Raw genomic sequence first — 23,362 nt, forward strand, 5'->3', positions numbered from 1 at the left:
GTCGTTGGTCTTCGACGTTCATCATACCGTTTGGGGCTTTGCCCTCAAAATCCGGTAACTGGGATATTTCGCTTCAAAAATTAGCAATTTGCTCAACAACGTCCTTCAGGTCAGATGCCGCCGAGATTGAAATACAACGCGGCCTCTCTGCAGCGTCTAACGGTTCAGCCGCATCAATCTGAACATTCAGCACATCTTCACCGGCTTCGGAAACGGCTGTGCCCTGCTTGGTGCGTTGGCGGATACGACGGCGCAGCTCAGCCTCGGGCACTCTGAAATCAAGCACTGTCCACAAAGCCCGGTGACGCTTTGCCAGTTGACAAAATCGTTCGCGATCCTGCTGTTTGAGAAAGGTGGCATCGACAATGGTTGTCAGCCCCGCGCTCAGCAGCGTGTCAGCCAACTCAAACAAGTGGGTGTAGGTCTTGCGGCTGGCGTCTGCAGAATAGATACCGCCACGAATCGGCGAGCGGCTCTGTTCATCCATGGCCAGACCAAACAACCGTTTGCGCTCATGATCTGAATGCAGGCAAAGCGCGCCAAGTTGCGGAGCCAGCTCATTGACAAAGGTGCTTTTACCCGAGCCTGACAGGCCGTGGGTGATGATCAGTTGTGCTTGCCGTGGTTGGGTATAGCCTTCGGCAAGGTTGAGATAACTACGCACCAGCGCCATGTCAGCCGCACGTTCCACGTCGGTCAACCCCGACTGGGCCAGACGCAGGCACGCCACTTTGGCGCGCACCAACGCTCGGTAGACTTTATAAAAAGTAAGCACGACTCCCCCGGCATAATCACCGGTATTTTCCAGATAGCGATTCAAACAGCGCCAACCGAGATCCTGACGTCCGCGGTCATCCAGGTCCATGACAAGGAAAGCAACCTCGTTCATCACATCGATCCAGCGCAGATCAGCATTAAATTCTATGCAGTCAAAAAACACCGGTGCATCGTGGTACCAGGCCATGTTGGCAAGATGGGCATCACCGTGGCACTCGCGGATAAACCCTTGCGCCTTGCGCTGCGTCAACATACTTTGCAGTCGCTCATAAGCCGTGCGACTCCACACCTCCAAGCGAGTGACCTGTTCTTCCAGCTCGCCATCAGGAAGATGGCTGCGGATTTGATAGAAATTCTGCGCTACCGGCGCATACACCACCGCAGCAGTGCCGAAGTGACTGGAGGGATCCGCAACCAAGGCCCGGTCATGAAACGCGGCCATAGCTTCTGCAAAACAATCCATTTTTTCGGCGCTGAGCTGCCCGGCACGCAGCATCTCGTCGAGCTGCTGCGGTTGATCGAAACGACGCATTTTTACAGCGTACTCACGTGTTGGCCGCCCATTAAGGCAAAGGCCGTTGTCATCTCCGCCAATGGCCACCACATCGAGGTAAATCTCTGGCGCCAGCCGCCGGTTAAGGCGCACCTCTTCCTCGCAGCAGAACTTGCGTTTTGCCAACGTTGAAAAATCAAGAAAACCGAAATCTAGCGGTTTCTTGACTTTATAGGCAAAATCGCCGGCCAGAAACACCCATGAAATATGGGTTTCGATCAACGTCACATCGGAAACCGGATGATCGTAAAATGCTCCATTGAGCATGGCGTCGATCAAACAGCGATAAAAATCATCTTCCGGCGTGTGCATGACGGTCTCCTTTGAAGTAAAAAATTCATTTGCGCAACGGTCTCTTCAGTGTACTGCATCACCCAGCAAACGAAACCTTTCCAGCGCTGCCGACAACACACTATTGACAAAACAGTGTTTGTTTCACATGCTAGACCAATATTTGTCATGCTATCAAAACAAGGAGAGTCCTAATGGAACAGCATCCAACATTGTTACACAAAGACAACGCACTGCTGCTGGTTATTGATGTTCAAGAACGGCTGGTGACAGCGATGAGTCATCGCGATTCTGTCGAACAGGCCATTACCCGACTGCAAACCGGGATGAAAATCCTTGATGTTCCGGTCCTGGCGACAGAACAGTACCCCAGAGGCCTGGGGCCAACGGTTGAAGCCATCCGCAGCACAACACAAGAAATGACCTGTGTTGAAAAGACAACCTTCAGCTGTTGCGGCGAAGGTTGTTTTAAGCCGGAGCTGGCCAAACAAGGACGTCGGCAGATTATTGTCACTGGCATGGAGACCCATGTCTGCGTGTTACAAACGGTTCTTGATCTGATGGCATCAGGCTATCAGGTGCATGTACCGATCACAGCGACCTGCTCACGCTCTGACGTCAACCGCGACAACGCGTTGAGCCGGATGCAACAAGCCGGTGCGATTCTGACCAATGTGGAATCGGTGCTGTTTGAACTGGTGCGCGATGCCAGCGCTCCGGAATTCAAGGCGATCTCCAAACTCGTCGTCTGAGAACACATGATGTCGGCAGGGTCATTTATCGACCCTGTCGGCCCACTTCTTCATGTTGCCCTAGTCGACCAGGGCAACGCTTTCTCTCTGGTCGTAAGCCAATACTTTTTCCAATAATCGATAGCGCTCGCTTTCATCTAACGTGTTGTTGCGCAGATAGCCTTGCAACGCCTGGATAAAACGGACCGGCCAACGCTTCTGAATAATCTCCTGAACAAAGTCGGGAATCCAACCACCCAGATCACCGGAGAAGGTAAACTCCACCCGAGTCCGGTTGGTCGCTAAGGGGATCACGGCAAAGGTCAACTCATGAATATTGGCCTGCACATGGCGATCATCACGAAAATGGCGGTCCGGTGCATCAACAGCGGAAAAGACAATAGTCTCTCCTTGACGGGCAATCGTACCGAGAAGAAGAAACTCCCGGTCCTTGAACGGCCACGGCGTTGTGTAATATTCGCTGTACTGAAAGCAGTTGGCCGCCAACGTGGCATGCACGGTTGTTCCCTTGAGCTTTGGCGCCCATAACGGTTTTTGTTCGGCTTCGAGCAACGCCAGAACAATCTGCTCACTGGCGATATTGAGTTCAGCAACAGCTTTAAATGGCAGCAACCCTTCCGCCGCATCCTGCTGATGATACAGGGCCACCCCGGCATCGGTACTTTCGTAAATCCACAACGGCTGCGGTTCGCCTGCGGCCAGGCAGACAGTCGGCATCAACACCAGCAGCACAAATGCTCCGAACAGAAATTTTGACGACTCCTTGACCATCTCTCCCCCTCCACACCTTCAACGGTTGCCTCGGCGAACACCACCGTACACGCAAACAGCGCGAAGATTCAACTGCATGTTGCCGCCTTACAGCTTGACTTTTACCGACAAACTACTTAGCTTACTTAATATCTGCAACATAAACATATAGTGGAGACCTGTGTATGCTGGATATTGTTGACCTGCCCGATGCCGAAACCCTCGCCACCCTGGCCAAACGTTACCCGCAACTTGAACCGCCGCTACTCCAGGCATGGTTGGATCTGATGCGCACCTCTACGGATTGCCAACACAACCTTGATCGTTTTCTTGCAGAATACAACCTGTCACAACGTAAATTTTTTGTCTTGATTCTGCTGTTACGCAATCCTGACGGCCTGTTGATCTCGCAACTCGCCAAAGGCACCGGAGTCAGCTGCGCGACCATGACGGGGGTTATCGATGGGCTGGTTAAATCCCGCTTTGTTACTCGTGAACCCCATGCTCAAGACCGACGCGCCCTTGTGGTGATCATAACTGCGGCAGGTCTTGAACTTCTGGACAACGTCCTGCCACAGCACTATCAGCGGGTCAACCGGATCATGTCTTGTCTTGATGCCACGGAACGGGAACAACTTCAATCCCTGCTGGAAAAAATAAGCCGCCGCCTAACAGGCGACTCAGTTTGATGACAAAGTCCATCCAGGGACTTTGTCATGGCCGTTTCGCAAAAACGCGGTTTTGCTTCACTTACAAAAACAAGGAGTTAAACCTCTCCTTGTTTTTGGCTCGCCCGTCCTTGGGCTCGGGGAGCCTGTTTGTCAACAGCCTGCGCCGCCTAACAGGCGGCTAGAAAGCCCATGGACGAGTGACCAAAATCAAAGACTGTTTTTCAGATCATTGATTTTGTCCGTAAGACGGAAATCGCATTTTCGGTTCACGCTGTTGAAAAATCCCCGAACGAAACGTTTTTCAACATCCTGCTAAAAAAAGGACGCTATGATGAAAGCCATTGTTTTTGAGCACCCCGGTCACGCCGAAGAGGTTCTAGAATTGCGTGACATGGATTCGCCGACTCCAGAAGCGCACCAGCTTCTGATTCGGGTCAGCAAGAGACCGATCCATCCCGCGGACCTTATGTTTATTGCCGGACGCTACCGGGTCACCCCGCAGTTTCCTCAGGTCGCCGGATTTGACGGCGTCGGCACGATTGCCGCAATCGGTTCCGATGTAACAGGATTCAACATCGCAGATCGGGTGGCGTTTCGCAGTCCGGGCTCATGGGCAGAGTATGCTGTTGCCCCAGCCACCAAGGTCTACCCGGTTCCCGACACCATTACGGATGAAATCGCTTGCCAGTTTCCACTGAACCCACTGACCGCCTGGGGATTGCTCGATTCCTGCGCCCTGCGTCCCGGCGACCGACTTCTGATAACCGCCGGCAACTCCGGGGTAGCTCGGCTGTTGACGGCAATTGCCTTGAGTCAGGGATTCGAACCTTTTTTACTTATCCGGGAAAATAACGGCAGCCATGTGGTCAAAAACTCCGACCAACGCATCCTTGCCACAGGAGCATCGGTACAACAGGCATTGCAGGTGCTTTCAAGCGATCTGAAGTTTCAAGGCATTGTTGACGCTGTCGGTGGCCCTTCAACCCTGGCCCTGATCGAAGTGATCGCCCCCGGTGGTCATTTGATCACTTATGGCCTTCTCGACGATGCCCCTATCACGTTAAAAAGTTCCATCGTATTGTTTAAAAATTTACGCTGGTACGGCTTTGGTGTTGATGACTGGCTCAATCGCATGTCTTCGGAACAACTCGATCAAGCCAAACAGGCACTCTGGTCATTGCTGGGCAACACTCCTGAATTGCTCCCTGTGATCGGCAGCTTTCGTCTCGACCAGTGGCCTACCGCCATAGAAGCCTGGGAACAAAATACACAGCCGGGTAAAATTCTACTGTGCAGTTAAAAAAACGACACTCAACCGGCTCTTTCGACCATTACGCCGCAGCATACAATGTTCGTTTTTACTCGAAGCGTGAGGCGTAATTTTTTTTGCACTGGAACACGGCTTGGCGATTAAGTCGTTGTCGATTCAATGAGGCATTTGCTTTTTTAGACAAAATATTCTAAACATTAGAGAGCACGTGCTCACGGCATCACCAGGCTGCCAATCAAGGAGAAACCTATGCGCGCACTGCTCCAAATTTACTTGAACCTCAGCATCCGCATTAAAGTGACACTATTGGCGACCTGCTACAGTCTGGGGCTGATCGGCATCGGCACCATCGGTTACTATCTGCCGGATGCCAAGCTCCTCATCATCTGTACCGCGGTTTATACCGCGGCAGGTGCGTTCTTTTCCTACCTGATCATGACAAGCATTGTTGGTCCGTTAAAAAAAGTATCTGCGGCAGCCGAAGCAATTGCCCACGGAGATTTAAGTCAGACAACCACCTCCCAAAATCGCGACGAGGCCGGGGCGCTGATGAACACCATTCATGCCATGGCCGGTGAAATCCAAACCATTATCGGTGACGTGCAGCTGGCTGCCAGCCATGTGGCCAGCGGCAGTCACCAGATGGCGGTCAGTTCGGAACAACTGGCCTCGGGTGCATCTGAGCAGGCCGATCTGGCCAGCAACATCACGCTGTCGATGAATGAGATCACCAGCCATATCCAACAAACCGCCCAGCGCGCCGAGGTAACCAAAAACAATGCCATGCAAGCCAGCGTCGACGTGGCAACAGCCAACGCAGCAGTTGACCAGACTTCACTGGCCATGCGCAGCATCGTCGATCATATTTCAATGATTGACGAGATCTCTCGCCAGACCAATCTGCTGGCACTCAATGCCGCCATTGAAGCGGCACGGGCTGCTGAACACGGCAGAGGCTTTGCTATTGTTGCCGGTGAAGTGCGCAAGCTGGCGGACCGAAGTCAACAGATGGCCGCAGAGATCACAGCCATCGCCAAGAGCAGTCTCAAAGTCAGCCAGGAGGCGCAACATCTCTTAAGTAAAATCACCCCGGAGATCCAGGAAACCTCTGAACAAATTGTTGAAATCTCCAACGCCTGCACACAGCAACAGCACCAGGCCGCCAACGTCAATCAAGCGAGCAGTAAGCTCAACTCACTGACACAGGTTAACGCCGCGGCAGCAACACAAATCGGATCAACGGCTGAAGAATTTACTGCAACCTCGGCCGATTTAGAGCGCAGTGCCGCCTTCTTTTGTGCAACAAGTGTCAAAACAGCAGCTTTGACGGCCGACAGTACCCCCCCAGACGCCCCTGGCGTTCCTCAGCCACATTTGAGTTAACCGTTTTGTCCCCTGTGCATTTCCCACACTCTTAATCCCTTCATCAGTGTACTGCAAGCGAAGAACCTGAACGGAATCATGCCCCTTTGGGCCGGCAACACGACGCTGGCGACTTGACGAACCCCCAAAGCCCTTTAAAGTTTGATTATTAGCAGGATGTTGAAAAAGTCCCATCCGGGGATTTTTCAACGACGCAAGCCGAAAATGCGATTTCCGTCTTGCTCACAAAATCAAGGGCTTGAAAACCTGTCCTTGATTTTGATCGCCCGTCCATGGGCTCCACAGTCTGTTTTTCAACAGCCTGTTAGGTCTCGCTCTGAGAGTCAAAGCTCGAGGATCTGCGCTTTTTTCAATGTCTTACAACAGGAGGGTGTCATGAAACGTTTGTTTTTCCTATTAACGCTGGCAACAGCCTTACTGCTTTATGCTGGGGCTGCCTTTGCTGCAGAACAGGTTACTGCACAGGATGCCGCTCAAACACAGATGCAGCAGCAACAGAAGATTTACGGCAGTCAACTGATGACTCAGCAGGAGCGCATGGAGTTCCGTGCCAGAATGAGAAATGCCAAAACCGCTGAGCAGCGTCAGAAAATTCGTCAAGAGCATCACGCCACGATGCAGGAGCGCGCAAAACAACGCGGCGTCAGTCTGCCCGAGGAACCTCCTGCACAGGGAATGATGCGCGGTTCGGCCATGGGCAGAGGAGCGGGTATGGGCATGGGGATGGGCAAGGGACAAGGCTCAGGAAAATAGTTCTTTGCCGTCGCCTTTTTGCCTTTGGTTTTGGTTCTCGTTGCAGGCCGGTTGTGGAGCGCTTCCTCAACCGGCCTCATCAAACAACACCCATCCCTCTTTCGCATTTTCTTCGCTCAATGAGACAGCTGTTATTTTTACTGGTCCTGGTATAAAAATCAATGTAATGTGGTTAGAAAGAACATGGAAGCTACTGTTCTTATGAGGTTATTTTCACCCTAACAAACAATCATTACGTCAGCAGAGTGTATCGTGTGAGGTTATCTCGTGTCCTATCGTCCATCTAAAAAATCCACTTTTTTGTCAACGGCATCGGGCATTGCTCTGACGTATGCACTGATTTCATTGTTGTGGATCTACCTCTCAGACAGTTTGTTGCTGGCGCTGGGCATTGACCTGCTGTCATTATCCAAACTACAGACATGGAAAGGCAGCGTCTTTGTGTTTTGCACGGCAATGGTGTTATTTTTTCTGTTACGTAATGCCATCAAGCGTGCACTCTACGGCGAAGCCCTGTTTCGCAAAGTTGTTGAGACCATCCCCACAGGAATCTGGGTTGTTGATCGTGAAGGAAATGTGGTGGATTGTAACTTCGCTGCCCATGGTCTGCTGCAGGAATTCGGCATTCAGGCCTATAACGACATTCAGGGGTATGCTGAGATTCAGGGATGGTGGAGCGACAACGGCCAACCTGTACACCCTGACGAATGGGGGATCTCACGTTCCCTGAGCAGGGGCGAGACCTGCCTGCGGGAAAAAATTGACATTGCCTGCACTGATGGCGTGCGACGCACGGTTCTCTATACTTCCCTGCCGCTTAAGTCGGAAAACGGCGCGATTACCGGGGCCATGGCTCTGGTACAGGACATCACTGAAAAAAGAAAAACCGATGAAGTGTTGCGTCGTTTCCGCTTTTCTATTGAGCAAGCCTCTGAAGCGATTTTCTGGATCAACGATGAGGGCCGTTTTCTGTTTGTCAACGATCAGGCCTGCCACTCTCTGGGCTACTCGGCCTCGGAGCTGGAGTCACTGCACCTGTGGGATATCGATCCTGACTTTCCTGCTGAGCGCTGGGCTGAGCAATGGGAAAGAATGAAGTCAGACCCGAAACAGGTATTCGAAACCCGCCACCAGCGCAAAGACGGGCGCATTTTCCCTGTCGAAGTATCGGCAAGCCAATGCCTGTTCAACAATGAGGAAAACCATGTCGCCTTTGTTCGCGATATCACTATTCGCAAAAAGTATGAAAAAGAGCTTGAACACCAATCCAACCATGATGCCCTGACCGGCCTGGCAAATCGTGTCCTGCTGGATGACCGCATTCAGCAGGCGATTGTTCATGCTGAGCGTGCTCAACGCAATACAGCCGTCTTCCTGCTTGATCTCGATCGTTTCAAAGTCATTAATGACAGCCTTGGCCACAGCCAGGGCGACGCTGTTCTGTTGGCGGTCGCAGAGCGTTTGTCGGCCTGCATCAGCCCCGGAGACACCTTGTCGCGACTGGGAGGAGATGAGTTCGCTATTGTCATGACGCATGTTAATCACCCCGCAGACGCGCGCATCATGGCCCAGAAAATTTTAAATGCTTTTGAGCAACCGTTTCCACTCGGCAATCGTGAGCTGAGGATCACCACCAGTATTGGCGCCAGCCTTTATCCACGCGATGGTGAACAATCGGAAGACCTCCTGCGTCACGCGGACGCCGCCATGTATCAGGCCAAAAAACAGGGGGGCAACGGATTTCAGTTTTGCTCCGAAGAGATGGACACCCGCGCCCATAAAGCATTGGAACTGGAGGGTGACCTGCGTCAGGCACTGCAATTGGGCTCATTTGTTCTCCACTACCAGCCTAAAGTCAAAATTGCATCCGGAAAAATAGACGGCTGCGAAGCCCTGGTACGTTGGAACCACCCGGATAAGGGGATGATCTCACCCGACGATTTTATCCCTTTGGCGGAAGAGACGGGTCTGATCATCGCCTTGGGCGAATGGGTCCTTCGTGAAGCCTGCCGTCAATTTAAAGCCTGGCAAGCGCAAGGATTGCCACCAATCAAAATTGCCGTTAACCTGTCTGCGCGGCAATTTCTTCAAAGTGACTTTGTGGAGAGCATCCAGACGATTCTCCATGAATTCGATATCGACCCGCACTGGCTTGATCTGGAACTGACAGAAAGCATGGTCATGGAGGACCCGGACAGGATTGCCAAACTCCTGGCCGAGCTCAAACAAATCGGCTTTGCCCTGAGCCTCGACGATTTCGGCACCGGCTATTCGAGCCTCAACTATCTGCGCCGTTTTCCGATTGATTGCCTTAAAATTGATCGCTCTTTTATCCTCGATGTGGCGTCGGATGCCACGGCCGCCTCAGTGGCCAACAGCGTTATCGGCATTGCTCACAGCCTCGGGATTCATGCCATTGCCGAAGGCGTTGAGACCCGCGAGCAGTACGCGTTTCTGGCCATGTGCGAGTGCGATTCGATCCAGGGCTATCTGTTCAGCAAACCTTTGCCGGCCAACGACCTTGCCGCCCTCCTCGCCAATCCGACCCCGTTCAAACCGACCACATAATCTTTCGTGCAGGCAAAGTGGCGACCGAGGCACGCGTCCCCGACCGCCACTTAAAAAATATTGTGTGTGCGATAGGCGGATCAGAGACCATTCTGCCAGACGGCCAGACGTTTGCGCTGAACCACGGCAAAGCGCGTGATAATCCGTTCTGAACTGTAATTGCGGCTGATCCCGAGAAGATCATAAATACCGCCATAGCGCACATCCCCACCGGCCAGAGCACGACGACGCCCAGCCTCCATCACCATGTAACCATCAAAGTGGGTCCAGATTTTTTGCTGGCCCCAACCTCTGTCCTGACCGATACGCAGATGCAGATCCGCCGGAATGCACACCAGCTTGAACTGGCGCGGGTCAAGACCCAGTTCCTGTTCGACAAACGTGTTGCCATGGGCAAGCAGAGCCGCTTCAATGGTTTGGCGATCAAGCAAGCTGCGCTGATTCAATCCCAAAAACTTCAGCAAACCACCATCCGGAAACACGCCACCAGCTTCCGGCTCGGGAAAATCTTCGACAAGGAGATCTTCCGCCACCATGTGCGGCAGAAAACGCACCCCCGAGGAGTTGATAAAGGGATGAACGGCAAACATCTGAATCCGCGCCTTGAGCGCTTCCGGAGTGTTGTCGTCAAAAGGAATATCAGGAACCTGCAACACATGGGGTTCACGATCTTCAACATCGGTAAACGTTGGATGCCAGGCAAAGCGGGACAACGGCGCATACTCCTGACTGTTTTCAGCAACCTGATAATGGCTCAAACCAAATTGAGCCGCACGTTCGATCACTGCAGGTGAAAACTGATAGAGAAAATCATCGGGATGCTGGTGTTTATCGGCAAGAAGTTGCTCGGAGGTAGGTTGACCATCATCGTTTTTGCCCTCAAGGATTTTTTCCGCCAGTTGTTCAAGGCGGGCCATATTGCCGGACTCCAGAGCTTCCTCGGCTTCCTCTTCCAGCACCACTTCCGGAACAAACTGCTCCTCATCATCGATGCTCGCGTCACTGATCGACAGCGTGTTAAATACCTCAAGACGTTGCTGGTAAAACCCACGCCAGTCGTTGTCTTTTTCGCTGAGTTTCTGCAGCGAAACAACAGTTTTCCGGTGCAACTCTTTCAACCGGCCCATGGTTAAACCGACCAGTGTGTGCATTCCGGGAGAAAACGGATCAATGGCCACGTCAACCGGTTCATAGATCTTTTCTGCAAACACCACCGATTCAGCGCGCCGCTGCAACTCGCTGCGCATCTTTTTATCCTGCTCAGTCAGCTCTTTGACCGTCTGCCAGTCTTTCTGCAAAATGGCATTACGGATCTGGTTGGGCAAAGCGCCTTTTTGAATCTTCATCTTTTTGTACGCATGATAAGCATCTTGCGACAGTTCCTGTTGCAGATAGAATGACGCACGTTGCCGGTAAAGATCGTGATAATAGGTGTCAGCGCTTGCCAGATCAATCAGTCGAGTCAGAATGTCATGTCTGTCTTGTATCGTCATAAAGCGTTCCCCCTTAAAGAATCACGTCGTCAGGTGCCACCCGACGACATTCAGAATCCTGTTTTGAATTGTCTGAGTCGACACGCTTCGGCTCAGACAGCAACAGAGCATTACTTCTCCTTCAGCATACCCCTTACAATCAAATCATCAAAGCGAATGAGGTCTATTCCACCCTACTGCCCCCCTTTATCATGCCACCACAACATTAGAGTACTCTCTAACACAGCCAATTTTTCCGACAAAACAGAAAACTCATAAATGCTTGCTGTATGGGCAAAAAAACCTTATATGGAACTAGTTGAGCATTCTCTCTCACATGGTACGATTAGAAAAGGCCAAAAAAAGGAGAGCCTCCATGATTGCAAAATACCTGTGCGTTGTTTTTATTTTTATCCTGTCCATGGTGTCTCCCGTTTGCGCTAAGACTGAGCAAGTCTCCGTGCAACTGCAATGGCTCAACCAGTTCCAATTCGCCGGAATTTATGTTGCCAAAGATTTGGGCTTCTACCGCGATGCGGGTCTCGATGTCACGATCAAATCCTACACGCCCGGACTTGATATTGTTGAAGAGGTTGTGCAGCACCGCGCTGAATTTGCCACGGGAAAATCATCGTTGATCCTGGACCGGCTACAGGGGCATCCAATCATTATTCTCGGCGCTATCTTTCAGGAGTCGCCGGAAATTCTCATTGCCACTCAACCCGACATAAAGACCCCGGCTGACCTCGCCGGAAAAAACATCATGATCACTCACGACCAGGCCAATGCCACCAGCCTGCTGTCCATGCTGATATCGCAAGGGGTAAATCTTGGAAAATTGCACCTTCAACCCCATTCGTCCCGACTGGAAGATCTGATTCGCGGCAAAACTGATGCCATGGCCTGCTATCTTTCCAACGAGCCCTATCAGCTTGATCAGGCGAGAATCCCCTATCGGGTGTTCAATCCGACGGATTACGGTTTCTCCTCTTATGGCGACCTACTCTTTACCAGCGAAGAACAGATCACCCTCCATCCACAACAAACCCGAGCGTTCTATTTGGCAACGATCAAAGGCTGGCAGTGGGCTTTTGACCACATTGAAGAAGCCGCCCAGCTCATCTATGCTCGCTACAACACGCAGGACAAAACCCTCGACAGCCTCATTTTTGAAGGCATGGTTCTCAAGCAACTGGCCATGGGGCCGGATCAAAAGATTGGCCCGATTGATCGTGACAAGATCAACCGTATCCTGGAGCTGTACCGCCTCACAGGGCAGGCAAATGGGGACACCAACGGTTTAGAGCAGGCCATTGACCCTCTCGGCTTCAACAAATCTGAACTGAAAATCGGCATCCTTGCCCACCGCGGTAACCGTAAAGCCCTGGAGCGTTGGACCCCGCTTCTCACCTATTTAAACGATTCGCTGGAGGATCTGCACGCCTCCCTTGTACCGATCGCATTCGAGGACATTGCCCACAGTGTCCGCAGTCAGGCGATTGACTTTCTCATCGTAAACCCGGTGCTGTATGTCGAACTTGAAAACAAATACGGCTTATCGCGCATCGCCTCCCTACTCAATCGCCAGTCCAACGAAGGTTCTTCAACGGACCAATACGGCAGCGTTATCTTTACCCGGGCCCGAACCCCTTTAAATCTGGCGCCAGACATGTTCGACAGCAAAACACTGGCTGCCGTTGCTCCCAACTCTCTGGGCGGCTGGTTGATGGCTGTGGAAACGTTTCAGGAAAACAATGTCTCTGTTGAAGGGATTGACCTGGAATTTTTATCTCGGCACGATGCGGTTGTCTCGGCTGTGATCAACGGCTCTGCTGACGTTGGTATCGTCCGTACCGGAATCCTCGAAAGAATGGCACACGAAGGTCTGATCGACCTGGATGCACTGTTTATCATCCACGAAAAAAGCTATATCGGCTTTCCATTTCGCGTCAGTACAAAACTGTACCCGGAATGGTCGATCGCCAAATTGCGCCATGTTCCCATTGAAACCGCTAATCAATTGGCATCGGCACTGCTGGGTCTGTCACACGCATCGCATAAAACCAAGGAAGCGATCCACGAAGCGTGGACCGTTCCCAGCGATTACTCCTCGGTGCATTCACTGTTAAAGAAGCTCCGACTCCCCCCCTACGATGAGACAAATCTCGACGTCAGGCAGTTCATTGAGCACTATGCTCTGTGGTTTTACGCCATTGTGGCCTGTTTGTCGGTTCTGGTGCTCCATGGCATCTACAGCAACCGTCACAACAAACATCTTGAGCGCGAAGTGCGCCGTCGCACACGGGCGTTACGCAAGGCCAACAGCAATCTGTCCCGACTGGCCCGCACTGATCCCTTAACTGGATTGCATAACCGCCGCTATTTTATGGAGTTTGCCCAGCAATACATCTCACTGGCCCACAGAAACGAAACAGAGATGCAGTTTCTGTCTTTGGACCTTGATCATTTCAAACAGGTTAATGATCGCTACGGCCATCAGGTCGGTGATGACATCCTCAAGTTGTTTGCAACCACGCTGGTACCGCTGTTACGTTCCACAGATTTGCTGGCCCGAACCGGCGGTGAAGAATTTATCATCTGCCTGCAAAACACGACACAAGAGGGCGCAAACGTGTTTGCCAGAAAAATCATTGAGACCATCCGTGATCTTCGCTACCGGACAGCCGAAGACGAAACCGTGACATTTACCGTCAGTATTGGTATCGCATCGTTGTTCAGGGGCGAAAACCTTGAGGATGTGCTGTGCCGGTCCGACCATGCGCTGTATCGCGCCAAAAAAAACGGTCGCGATCGTTTTACCCTTGCAGACCCACCTGAAGTACTTCCCGACTGAGCCGGTGCCCCACGGTAGAAAGTCACAACCGGCTCTACCCCGTTTGGTAAATTATTCTTGACATTCCTGCAGCAACCAAATATAACCGCATAGGTCATATTTGGTTTGTAAACAGAATTTCGGTTGCACTCTGGCGGGTTTTTTCTTTAGTATGGGGAGTTTATAATAGCCCGAACACGATTTTTCTTCGGCTAAAAAGGCCGGGAGTAAGATCTGTTGATTTACATTTGATGACTTACCAAGGAGATACGCGCCATGCCCATGTCCGACGCTTTCAAACAGCGCCTGTTCAAAGCTTTGCCCGAAATTGCCGAACACTACGGCACCCCGTTCCATATTTATGATGAAGCGGGTATCCGCGAAACAGGTGAACACCTCAAGCAGGTGTTTTCCGGCATCGACGGTTTTCGTGAATATTTTGCCGTCAAAGCTCTGCCCAACAAGCAGATTCTCAAGCTGATGAAGGAGATGAACTTCGGCTACGACTGCAGCTCGATTCCCGAACTGATCATGAGCCGCGAGTTGGGTGCCGACACCGAAGACATCATGTTCACCTCCAACAACACCAGCCCGGAGGAGTTTGCCTTTGCTGAGCAGGACGGTGGCTGTATCCTCAACCTGGACGACATCTCCCTCATTGACAAGGTACCCAACTTCCCCGAACTGATCTGCTTCCGCTACAATCCAGGGCCGCGCCGCACCGGCAATATCATCATCGGCAACCCGGTGGAAGCCAAATACGGCATCACCCATGAGCAGGTGGTCGACGCTTACCGCAAAGCCAAAGAGCGCGGCGCCACCCGCTTCGGTCTGCATACCATGGTCGCCTCCAACGAACTGGACTATACCTACATGGTGGAAACAGCACGCATGGTGCTGTCGCTGGCCGAGCTGGTTAAAGCGGAACTGGACATCGAGTTTGAATTCGTCAATATTGGCGGCGGTTTCGGCATCCCTTACAATCCGGACCAGGCACCACTTGACATTGACACCATGGCCAAAGAAGTCACCGAACTGTTCGATGCGTTCAAGACCAAGAACGGCTTTGTGCCGCGCATGTACATGGAAAGCGGTCGTTTCATGACCGGTCCCCACGGCTGCCTGGTCACCCGCGCCATCAACCATAAGGACACCTATCGCAACTACATCGGTGTCGATTCCTGCATGTCGGCGCTGATGCGTCCGGCCCTGTATGAGGCCTACCACCACATTGATGTGGTCGGCAAAGACAATGCCCCCAAAGAGATGACCTACGATGTGGTTGGCTCTCTGTGTGAAAACAACGATAAATTTGCCGTGCAGCGCGAGCTGCCCAAGATTGATGAGGGCGATCTGCTGGTGATTCACGACTCGGGCGCTCATGGTCATGCCATGGGCTTCCAGTACAACGGCCGTCTGCGGCCCCAGGAACTGCTGCTACGCTGCGATGGCAGTGTTGAGCTGATCCGTCGCGCAGAAACCGTGGATGATTATTTTGCCACCCAGAACTACACACCGGACAGCTTCACCCCCGGTGCTTAATTGTTCGCAAGCGGATGCCGGTACACGGCATCCGCTTCTTCTTTCCTGGCAGGAGACCCATCCCATGACAACCTATGAAGTCCATTATCAGAAAGGTGAGGAGTTCGGCGAAGCCCTGGTGGACGCCGAATACCCGCAACAGGCGCAGCAGAAATTTCTTGAGCAGCAACAGGATCCGGACATGATCGTGCTGTGCGTGATACGACACGATATCGAATAGACGACGGGCCCTCCCGTCGGAGGAGATCTTATGGTAATCAACCCGGTTTACCGCACCATCAACAAAACCTTTGACAAGGTGGAACATGCCTTTGAAGGTGCCAGCGGCCAACGCCGTATCGGCACTCTGATGGTGCTGGTGTTTGTTTTCGGCATCACTGGCATTCAACTCAACCGCTTCGGCCTGCTGCCCCCTCAGATTGCCGCCATCACTCCGACCAACCATCTTGAGGCCATTGAGCTGGTCTTCACCCTGCTTCTGGTGTTTGAGGTGTTGAGCCTACTGTTCAGTCTGGTCTATTCCGTATCCATTTCGGTGGGCAAGCAGGTGGAGATCCTCTCCCTGGTGCTGTTACGGGATATTTTCAAGGAGATCTCCAACCTTCACGAACCGATCATCTGGGAAGAGGTGTCCGGCCTGGTGCTCGACATCTCTGCCCTGGCGTTTGGCGCCCTGATCATTTTTGTCATCCTCAACTACTATTACCGCCAAATTCACCAGGAACCGCTGTCTCCCGACGACAAGGAGACCGCGTCATTTATCATCGTCAAAAAGCTGATCGCTCTGCTGATGATGGTGGGCTTTCTGATCATTGTTGGCTACAACTGGTGGTTCAGCCTGTTTTACGGCGAAGAGAATCAAACCTTTGAATCGTTCTACACACTGCTGGTGTTCAGCGATATTCTGATCATGCTGTTCTCCATGCGCTACGGTTCCAGCTACCGAGTGGCGTTTCGCAACAGCGGTTTTGCCGTGTCCACCTTGCTGATCCGTGTTGCCTTGATCACGCCACCGTTGTACAGTGCCATGCTCGGCGTGGGGTGTGCCCTGCTGGTGCTGGGCATCCGCGTTGCCTACAACTACTACATGCCGTCAAGCTACCAGAAAAAACGGGAGGAGAATCGCCGCAAAAAAGCGAGCAACGAACCGATGGTGTGCTTTACCAAGTAACAAAGGAGTTATTTGATGACCCAGCCCGACAGCAACGGCCAATTTGGCGCCTACGGTGGTCAGTACCTGCCGCCGGAACTCAAGCAGGTGATGGATGACATTGCCGCTGCGTATGAAGAGATTCGCAACGATCCGGCTTTTCAACAGGAACTGGCGGACCTGCAGCGCCATTATGTCGGTCGCCCCAGTCCATTGTATTTCTGCCGCCGCCTCACCGAACAACTCGGCGGTGCAGAGATCTACCTGAAACGGGAAGACCTCAACCACACCGGGGCCCACAAAATCAACCATTGTCTCGGTGAAGCGTTGCTGGCCAAGAAGATGGGCAAGACCAAGATTCTCGCTGAGACCGGTGCCGGGCAACACGGCGTGGCCTTGTCCGCGGCCTGTGCTCTGGTCGGTATTGACTGTGAAATCCACATGGGCAGCATTGACATTGCCAAGCAGGCCCCCAACGTCACCCGCATGAAGGTGATGGGCGCACGCCTCGTCTCCGTTGAGCGCGGCACAAAAACATTGAAGGATGCCGTGGACAGCGCTTTTGAAGAATACCTGCGCGATCCGCAGAACTTTTTCTATGCCATCGGCTCAGTGGTCGGACCCCATCCGTTCCCGCAGATGGTACGAGACTTCCAGCAAGTGGTGGGCGAAGAAGCACGCGAACAGTTTCTGACGCAATATGAGTGCCTGCCCGACACCCTGATCGCCTGTGTCGGTGGCGGTAGCAACGCCATGGGCCTCTTCACTGCTTTTCTTGATGATACATCTGTCGAGATTATCGGCGTCGAACCGTCAGGACATGGCCTCGACACCCCGAACCATGCCGCCAGCCTGACCAAAGGCCAGCCGGGTGTCCTCCACGGCATGCGCTGCTATCTGCTTCAGGACGACGAGGGGGAACCGTTGCCGGTTTACTCCATCGCCTCGGGTCTCGACTATCCGGGGGTCGGTCCGCAACACAGCCACCTCAAGGATATCGGCCGGGTCCAGTACGAAACGGCCAGTGATGACGACTGTCTCAATGCCTTTGTCACCCTGTCGCGCTGTGAGGGCATTATTCCGGCGCTGGAGAGTGCCCACGCTCTGGCTTATGCCATGCGCATTGCTCCGCAGCGCCCCGGCAAAAAGCTGCTGATCAACCTGAGCGGTCGTGGCGACAAGGATATCGACTTCGTCGCGGAACGGTTGCAGCTTTAACATGATCTCCATCGCCGGCTGGTGGCGTCATCTGCGCCTGCGCCTGACAGGAAAAGAGCTGATCCTCACTGGCAAGTGCCGTCAATGCGGGGCGTGTTGCCGTCGTCTGCAACTCGAACAATCGCGCCGCTGGCTCCGCTCACACCGAGCATTCAAACGGTTAGTCAAGGATCATCCCGAGTTTAACCGCTTTGAGATCTGCGGTCGCGACCGTCAAGGGCTGCTGGTATTCAACTGCACCAAACTCGGCGCGGACAACCGCTGTCACGATTATGACCAGCGACCGCAACTGTGCCGTGATTTCCCCCATAAAGGGATCTTCTTCTGTGGAGGTGCACTGCCACCGGGATGTGGCTACAAGATAACAGAAGGCGTTCCCTTTGAGACGCATCTGCGCAAAGCGCGTAACAAAAGCGGCTCCCATTCCTGACGGATGGGAGCCGCTTTTCATTCAATTTGAGCCTAAGGAGCACCACCAATCGATGCGTCGGCAACCAAGGCCGGATGAAACAAGGCCGAACAAACCTACCTTTAAAATTTAAGGTTATTTCAAACAAAAGTCTTGAACACGCGCAGTGAACACGATCATATAATGTACGCCATTCGCTAATATCCGCTGATTTCCTTGTCGTTTGGACTGATGTGCAGGGACATTGTGGCCACCGATCCTCGATCAGATCGTTTGCTCATGGCCGCTGTTGTTTGCACGGCAGGCGCACCACGCAATGTTGCTCTGGTGTTTTCCTTCAGTTTAAATCGGGCCACCATCTGACGTAACTGCTCAGCTTGACTGGACAACTCTTCACTGGCCGCTGCCCCCTGTTCGGCACTGGCGGTATTCTGCTGGGTCACCTGGTCGATCTGTCCCAACCCCTGATTTACTTGAGCAATGCCTTGGGCCTGCTCAGTACTGGCGACACTGATCTCGCCAATCAGATCGGACACCTTGATGACGCCTTGCACAATGGCATCCAGCTTAGCTGAAGTCACATCGGCAATCTCAACACCGTTGGTTGCTTTCTTCACCGAGCTTTCGATCAGTTCAGAGGTTTCATTTGCCGCTTTGGCACTGCGTGCCGCCAGGTTGCGCACCTCTTCGGCGACCACGGCAAATCCTTTACCATGCTGTCCGGCACGGGCCGCCTCGACGGCGGCATTCAACGCCAGCAGATTGGTCTGAAAGGCAATTTCGTCAATAACCTTAATGATCCGCGAGATACTTTGCCCCGAATCATTAATATCCGCCATGGCCGCAACCATCTGTGCCATCTGTTCACTACCCTGCTGTGCGGCTTGATGCGCGTCGATCGACAGCGTGTTGGCTTGCCCGGCATTTTCGGCATTGTGCTTTGTTTGTGATGCCATTTCGTTCATGGATGCCGAAATCTCTTCGACTGAACTGGCCGACTCCGTTGCCCCCTGTGACAACGCCTGACTCGAATCCGACACCTCACCAGCACCGGTGGCGATCTGCTCACATGCCTGCTGAATCTGTTCAAGGAGACGTTGTAGGTCTTCGGCTACTTTTTTGACCGAACCTCGCAAGGCATCGTGGCTGTCTCGCGGAACCACCTCGAAACGCAAATCGCCCTGAGCCAGGAGATTAAGACTGGCAACCACATCCTGCTGCAAACTGTCGGCAAAGGCATCCATGGCCCGCGCCATATCGCCGAGTTCATCACGGCTGTTCACATTGAGCCGCCGCTCCAGGTGCCCGGCTTCCAGTTCCGCCAACATTGAAACACTCTGTCCCAGAGGCCGGATAATACTTCGCGCAAACAAAAAACCTGCCGGAGCAAGAATTATCAGAATCACTGCCGCAACACAAAACAACAAAACGTTGGCTGAATCAAGACGTCCATGTAAGGCAACGGTTGCCTCTGCCGATTCTTCTTTAACGGCGGCTATCAATTGGCCAAGATCTGTGGAAACACTGCCCAGTCCCGCATCGATCTGATCGTCAAGCCGAGCAAACACCGTGTCATCGGCGCCCGCAGCGATCGCTTGAACCAGCTGCTCAGCGACTAAGGGTGTCAATGCCGAAATATCCCGTTGAATCTGCTTCACCAGCGGCTGTTCATCCGGATGATCCGCGATCGCCAGCAACTCATTGAGATGCCCCTGTAAAAATGTGCTGGAGGTGTTGATCTCTCCAAGCACATCAGATGCAACCCGCCGATCCGCTTTATCAACGATTGCATCCATCGCGGCAAGGTTAAGAATCAACAATTGCTCGTTAAAATCATTGAGCAGCTCAAGCTGCTCCGTACGCACTTCAAGCTGATCAGCTGAAACTGCAGAAAAAACGTTCGTTCTATAGCTCATGGTCGCCATAAACAGCAGCCCAAAGAAAACCAAGATTCCCATAGCAGTCATTTTGTTTTTTACCGTCCAGCGCATCATATCCTCCTGAACTCATGTGGTAATTGCGGCTCTAATGTTGCTGTTATTTTTTATTACTGTAGTTAGGAATGGATGAGTGCGCAACCAGGATCGAATTAATTTTCTTTCTGTAAATCAGCCACATAAGACAATTTTTTCACCAGGCAGCTCATTCTTGATCTTTTTACTCAGAAAAGCATTTTTTCCATACACAGAGGCCGTATCGCTTGGTATGCTCAAGAAAAGTCATAAAAACAGGAGTTCATTTATGAAAACCGACCTACTGCAACTGATCGGCAACACGCCGCTGATTCGACTCCCTTTTCTGGAGGCACCTCAAGGTGCAGAACTGTGGGGAAAACTGGAAAGCGCCAATCCGGGCGGCAGTGTCAAGGACCGCATTGCCCTTGGCATGATCGAACAGGCCGAGCAGGACGGTCTGCTCAAGCCAGGTGCCCACCTGGTTGAACCAACCAGTGGCAATACAGGAATTGGTCTGGCTCTGGTGTGTGCCAGCAAAGGTTATCAATTGACGCTGACCATGCCTGACAGCATGAGCCTGGAACGACGTCGTCTGCTCAAAGCTTATGGCGCAGATCTGGTGCTGACACCGGGCGCCAAGGGGATGCGTGGCGCCATTGACCAGGCAGAAGCCTTGAGCGATGAAAACGGCTGGTTCATGGTGCAACAGTTTACCAACCCGGCAAATCCGGCAACTCATGAACGGACCACCGGGCCGGAGATCTATCGGGACCTCGACGGTGCACTTGACGCGTTTGTCACCGGCGTCGGCACCGGTGGCACCCTCACCGGCGTTGGCCGTTATCTGAAAGCCCAAAATACCGACATCGCTCTCATTGCCGTCGAACCTGAGGACTCTGCGGTCTTGTCCGGGAAGGCTCCCGGCCCTCACGGCATTCAGGGCATTGGTGCCGGGTTTATCCCCGAGGTCCTTGACCAACACCTTATCGACCGCGTCATAACAGTGGCAACGGACCAGGCCCGCGAATGTGCCCGCCAGTTGGCACAGCATGGGGTACTGGTCGGTATTTCCAGCGGAGCTAATGTGTTTGCCGCCCAACAGGTCGCGGCACAACTCAAGTCTGGGCAACGCGTGGTCACAACATTGTGCGATACGGGTGAGCGCTATCTGTCGATGGATATTTTTGACGCATGAGATACCGCAGACTATCTGTTCAGCTAACGATTGCGTTGCTGCTGATTCTGGTCGGTGGTGTCCTCTCGCAGGCTGCCGCCGAACACTACGGCAAGGTTAGCTGGATCGGCGATGGCGATACTATCACCGTTGATGGCGTGGGCGTTGTCCGACTGATCGGCATCGACTGCCCGGAAAAAGAGGAGTCGGATCGGGATTGGAAATTTTTGCGCCTCGGCAGTTGCGACTGGCAGGCATTGCGCCATGTGGCTCAGTCGGCACGCCAGCGCACTAAAGAGTTATGCCTGCATCAGGTGGTACAATTACAGACCGGCGAAGAAAGGTTTGACCGCTATGGTCGCTTGCTGGCCTATGTGTGGCTACCGGATGGCCGTATGCTCAATCAGTTGTTGCTTGAAGAGGGGCAGGCTATTGTCTACCGCCGCTTTGATTTTTCTGAAAAAGAAAACTTTCTCACCCTGGAAAAGAAAGCCCGCACTCAACAGCGCGGGCTATGGCGCGTCACCAAGCACCGGTCGTAACTCGTTGCTCGTCGTCGACACGCACCTGATCTTCCGCTGTTAACCCGCGAATTTCTATGCGCAGCACCCCCTGTTCGCAACGGGCGCTGAGATGCTCGGAACGCACGCCCGGCGGCAGATATAAACTGCGTGAAAAACGACCATCCGGACACTCCTGCCGCTGCAGACGCAGGTGTTCTGAGGCGGGCTGACGCTGCCCTTCGACAATCAGACAGTCGTCGTTGAGACGAATGCCAATCTGCTCTTGGGAAACCCCGGGCAGATCCATCAAGATCACCAGATGATCACCGTCAACACCGACATCCACCGCCGGTTCCCACATCCCAGTCGTGTTGACCGGGTCAATTATGCCGCGATCGACCTGATTAAGCGTCTCCTCCATCTTACCCTGTTGCTGTTGCAGGGTCGTCAACAGGCTGTTTTCGTTCATAGCACCATCCTCAACCGTTTTTATTTGCAGTTCCATAGGTATCAATTAAATAGCGCGCGATGCTGCGCCGCGATGGCAAACGCGGCAGCCGATCCATCGGGAACCACCCTCCGTCTTCCAGTTCGGAGAGCTGAATCTTCACCTCGCCACCGACATAGTCGGCGACAAAGCCGGCCATGATCTGGCTGGGAAAGGGCCACCCCTGACTGCCGACATAACGGATATTGTCCACCTCAACCCCGGTTTCCTCTCGCACCTCACGGCGCACGGCATCTTCCAGACATTCGCCGCTGTCAACAAACCCGGCTACCAGGCTGTAACGCCCTGGCACCCAATTGGCCTTACGCACCAGCAGTAACTCGTTATCACGACGAATCAGGACAATGACACAGGGGTGAATATGCGGAAAGTGATGCCGCTGACAAGCGCTGCACTGCCGTCCCCACCCATCACCATTCCAGTCGCAAGCACCGCCGCAGTTGGCGCAATAGGCACTGTTTTTCTGCCAGCGCATCAACTGCTGAGCCAAAACCCCCAGTGAGAGGAGTGCCAGAGGCAGATCCGGGTCATCGGCTTGCAGGTCGTAAGCCACCAAACCCGCCACCGGCTCCTGACCGGCGGGAAGGCGGACAACGCGACACGGTTTGCCGTGCCACTGGCCGATATAAAGAGGCGATGGCTCCAGATCAACAGGGAGCTGCTGCGGCAATTGCGTGTCGGCAGTCAATAATAACGTCGAGCCAACCAGCAAAACAAACACGCCTGCGCCACCCGGATCCTGAAGTGGTCCGTGAAGTTCAAAACCACCGGCCAGGCTGTTCCAGTTAAAAGGCAAATCCACTGGGGATAGAAAAGGTTGTGAAAACATG

Annotated in this window: 20 protein-coding genes; 14 read left to right on the forward strand and 6 right to left on the reverse strand. The window is 53.1% G+C overall.

Translation table 11 applies throughout. From position 1 onward, the window contains the following. Positions 1-73: 73 nt before the first annotated feature. Positions 74-1,642 (reverse strand): bifunctional aminoglycoside phosphotransferase/ATP-binding protein, encoded by a 1,569-nt coding sequence (locus DACE_RS04355; RefSeq protein WP_005998621.1) that lies wholly within the window; start codon positions 1,640-1,642, stop codon positions 74-76. Between the two features lie 173 nt (positions 1,643-1,815). On the opposite strand from DACE_RS04355, the gene DACE_RS04360 reads away from it, so the two are divergent. After that, on the forward strand, positions 1,816-2,373 hold the full coding sequence (locus DACE_RS04360) for a hydrolase (protein WP_005998623.1): 558 nt from the start codon (positions 1,816-1,818) through the stop codon (positions 2,371-2,373). Positions 2,374-2,433: 60 nt separating this feature from the next. Here the strand turns inward: DACE_RS04360 and DACE_RS04365 are convergent, their stop codons facing one another. Further along, positions 2,434-3,144 (reverse strand): SRPBCC family protein, encoded by a 711-nt coding sequence (locus tag DACE_RS04365; protein WP_005998625.1) that lies wholly within the window; start codon positions 3,142-3,144, stop codon positions 2,434-2,436. Positions 3,145-3,308: 164 nt separating this feature from the next. Between DACE_RS04365 and DACE_RS04370 the strand changes: the two genes are divergently transcribed. From DACE_RS04370 to DACE_RS04390, 5 genes are all read left to right on the forward strand, one after another. Then, positions 3,309-3,812, forward strand: a complete 504-nt coding sequence (locus DACE_RS04370; RefSeq protein WP_005998627.1) for a MarR family winged helix-turn-helix transcriptional regulator — start codon at positions 3,309-3,311, stop codon at positions 3,810-3,812. A gap of 310 nt (positions 3,813-4,122) precedes the next feature. Continuing rightward, positions 4,123-5,094 (forward strand): zinc-dependent alcohol dehydrogenase family protein, encoded by a 972-nt coding sequence (locus DACE_RS04375; protein WP_005998628.1) that lies wholly within the window; start codon positions 4,123-4,125, stop codon positions 5,092-5,094. A gap of 219 nt (positions 5,095-5,313) precedes the next feature. Further along, complete coding sequence (locus DACE_RS04380; protein WP_005998630.1) at positions 5,314-6,447, forward strand: methyl-accepting chemotaxis protein; 1,134 nt, start codon at positions 5,314-5,316, stop codon at positions 6,445-6,447. Positions 6,448-6,822: 375 nt separating this feature from the next. Then, positions 6,823-7,200 carry a hypothetical protein gene (locus DACE_RS04385; protein WP_005998633.1) on the forward strand — a complete coding sequence of 126 codons (378 nt, stop codon included), beginning with the start codon at positions 6,823-6,825 and terminating at the stop codon, positions 7,198-7,200. A 267-nt stretch (positions 7,201-7,467) separates the two neighbouring features. Next, positions 7,468-9,768, forward strand: coding sequence for a putative bifunctional diguanylate cyclase/phosphodiesterase (locus tag DACE_RS04390; RefSeq protein WP_005998634.1), 2,301 nt, complete (start codon positions 7,468-7,470; stop codon positions 9,766-9,768). An 80-nt stretch (positions 9,769-9,848) separates the two neighbouring features. On the opposite strand, the gene DACE_RS04395 is transcribed toward DACE_RS04390, so the two are convergent. After that, a complete protein-coding gene (locus tag DACE_RS04395) occupies positions 9,849-11,261 on the reverse strand; it encodes a hypothetical protein (RefSeq protein WP_005998636.1) in 1,413 nt (470 codons plus the stop codon). Positions 11,262-11,616: 355 nt separating this feature from the next. Here DACE_RS04395 and DACE_RS04400 point away from each other — a divergent pair, with 355 nt between their 5' ends. The 6 genes from DACE_RS04400 to DACE_RS04420 all read left to right on the forward strand — a co-directional run bounded on the left by DACE_RS04400 (position 11,617) and on the right by DACE_RS04420 (position 18,413). Further along, entirely contained in the window at positions 11,617-14,094 is a 2,478-nt protein-coding gene (locus DACE_RS04400; protein WP_005998638.1) for a diguanylate cyclase, read from the forward strand. A 255-nt stretch (positions 14,095-14,349) separates the two neighbouring features. Continuing rightward, positions 14,350-15,615 (forward strand): diaminopimelate decarboxylase, encoded by a 1,266-nt coding sequence (locus tag DACE_RS04405; protein ID WP_005998640.1) that lies wholly within the window; start codon positions 14,350-14,352, stop codon positions 15,613-15,615. Positions 15,616-15,679: 64 nt separating this feature from the next. Then, entirely contained in the window at positions 15,680-15,835 is a 156-nt protein-coding gene (locus tag DACE_RS18060; protein ID WP_155808987.1) for a hypothetical protein, read from the forward strand. 30 nt (positions 15,836-15,865) lie between these two features. After that, positions 15,866-16,786, forward strand: coding sequence for a hypothetical protein (locus DACE_RS04410; protein WP_005998642.1), 921 nt, complete (start codon positions 15,866-15,868; stop codon positions 16,784-16,786). Between the two features lie 15 nt (positions 16,787-16,801). Continuing rightward, positions 16,802-17,983 (forward strand): tryptophan synthase subunit beta, encoded by a 1,182-nt coding sequence (gene trpB / locus DACE_RS04415; RefSeq protein WP_005998644.1) that lies wholly within the window; start codon positions 16,802-16,804, stop codon positions 17,981-17,983. A 1-nt stretch (position 17,984) separates the two neighbouring features. Continuing rightward, positions 17,985-18,413 carry a YkgJ family cysteine cluster protein gene (locus DACE_RS04420; RefSeq protein WP_005998646.1) on the forward strand — a complete coding sequence of 143 codons (429 nt, stop codon included), beginning with the start codon at positions 17,985-17,987 and terminating at the stop codon, positions 18,411-18,413. 176 nt (positions 18,414-18,589) lie between these two features. Here the strand turns inward: DACE_RS04420 and DACE_RS04425 are convergent, their stop codons facing one another. After that, positions 18,590-20,386 (reverse strand): methyl-accepting chemotaxis protein, encoded by a 1,797-nt coding sequence (locus DACE_RS04425; RefSeq protein WP_081449940.1) that lies wholly within the window; start codon positions 20,384-20,386, stop codon positions 18,590-18,592. A 247-nt stretch (positions 20,387-20,633) separates the two neighbouring features. Between DACE_RS04425 and cysK the strand changes: the two genes are divergently transcribed. Both cysK and DACE_RS04435 read left to right on the forward strand, forming a co-directional pair. Next, positions 20,634-21,542 carry a cysteine synthase A gene (cysK, locus tag DACE_RS04430; RefSeq protein ID WP_005998651.1) on the forward strand — a complete coding sequence of 303 codons (909 nt, stop codon included), beginning with the start codon at positions 20,634-20,636 and terminating at the stop codon, positions 21,540-21,542. Continuing rightward, positions 21,539-22,063 carry a thermonuclease family protein gene (locus tag DACE_RS04435; protein ID WP_005998652.1) on the forward strand — a complete coding sequence of 175 codons (525 nt, stop codon included), beginning with the start codon at positions 21,539-21,541 and terminating at the stop codon, positions 22,061-22,063. Before cysK ends, DACE_RS04435 begins: the two co-directional genes overlap by 4 nt. On the opposite strand, the gene DACE_RS04440 is transcribed toward DACE_RS04435, so the two are convergent. Then, positions 22,044-22,493 carry an Hsp20/alpha crystallin family protein gene (locus tag DACE_RS04440; RefSeq protein WP_005998654.1) on the reverse strand — a complete coding sequence of 150 codons (450 nt, stop codon included), beginning with the start codon at positions 22,491-22,493 and terminating at the stop codon, positions 22,044-22,046. The two genes, DACE_RS04435 and DACE_RS04440, sit on opposite strands and share 20 nt — an antisense overlap. Positions 22,494-22,503: 10 nt before the next feature. Continuing rightward, positions 22,504-23,361 carry an NAD(+) diphosphatase gene (nudC, locus tag DACE_RS04445; RefSeq protein ID WP_005998657.1) on the reverse strand — a complete coding sequence of 286 codons (858 nt, stop codon included), beginning with the start codon at positions 23,359-23,361 and terminating at the stop codon, positions 22,504-22,506. Position 23,362: the final 1 nt, after the last annotated feature.

The sequence above is a fragment of the Desulfuromonas acetoxidans DSM 684 genome, from assembly GCF_000167355.1.
Classification (GTDB): domain Bacteria; phylum Desulfobacterota; class Desulfuromonadia; order Desulfuromonadales; family Desulfuromonadaceae; genus Desulfuromonas; species Desulfuromonas acetoxidans.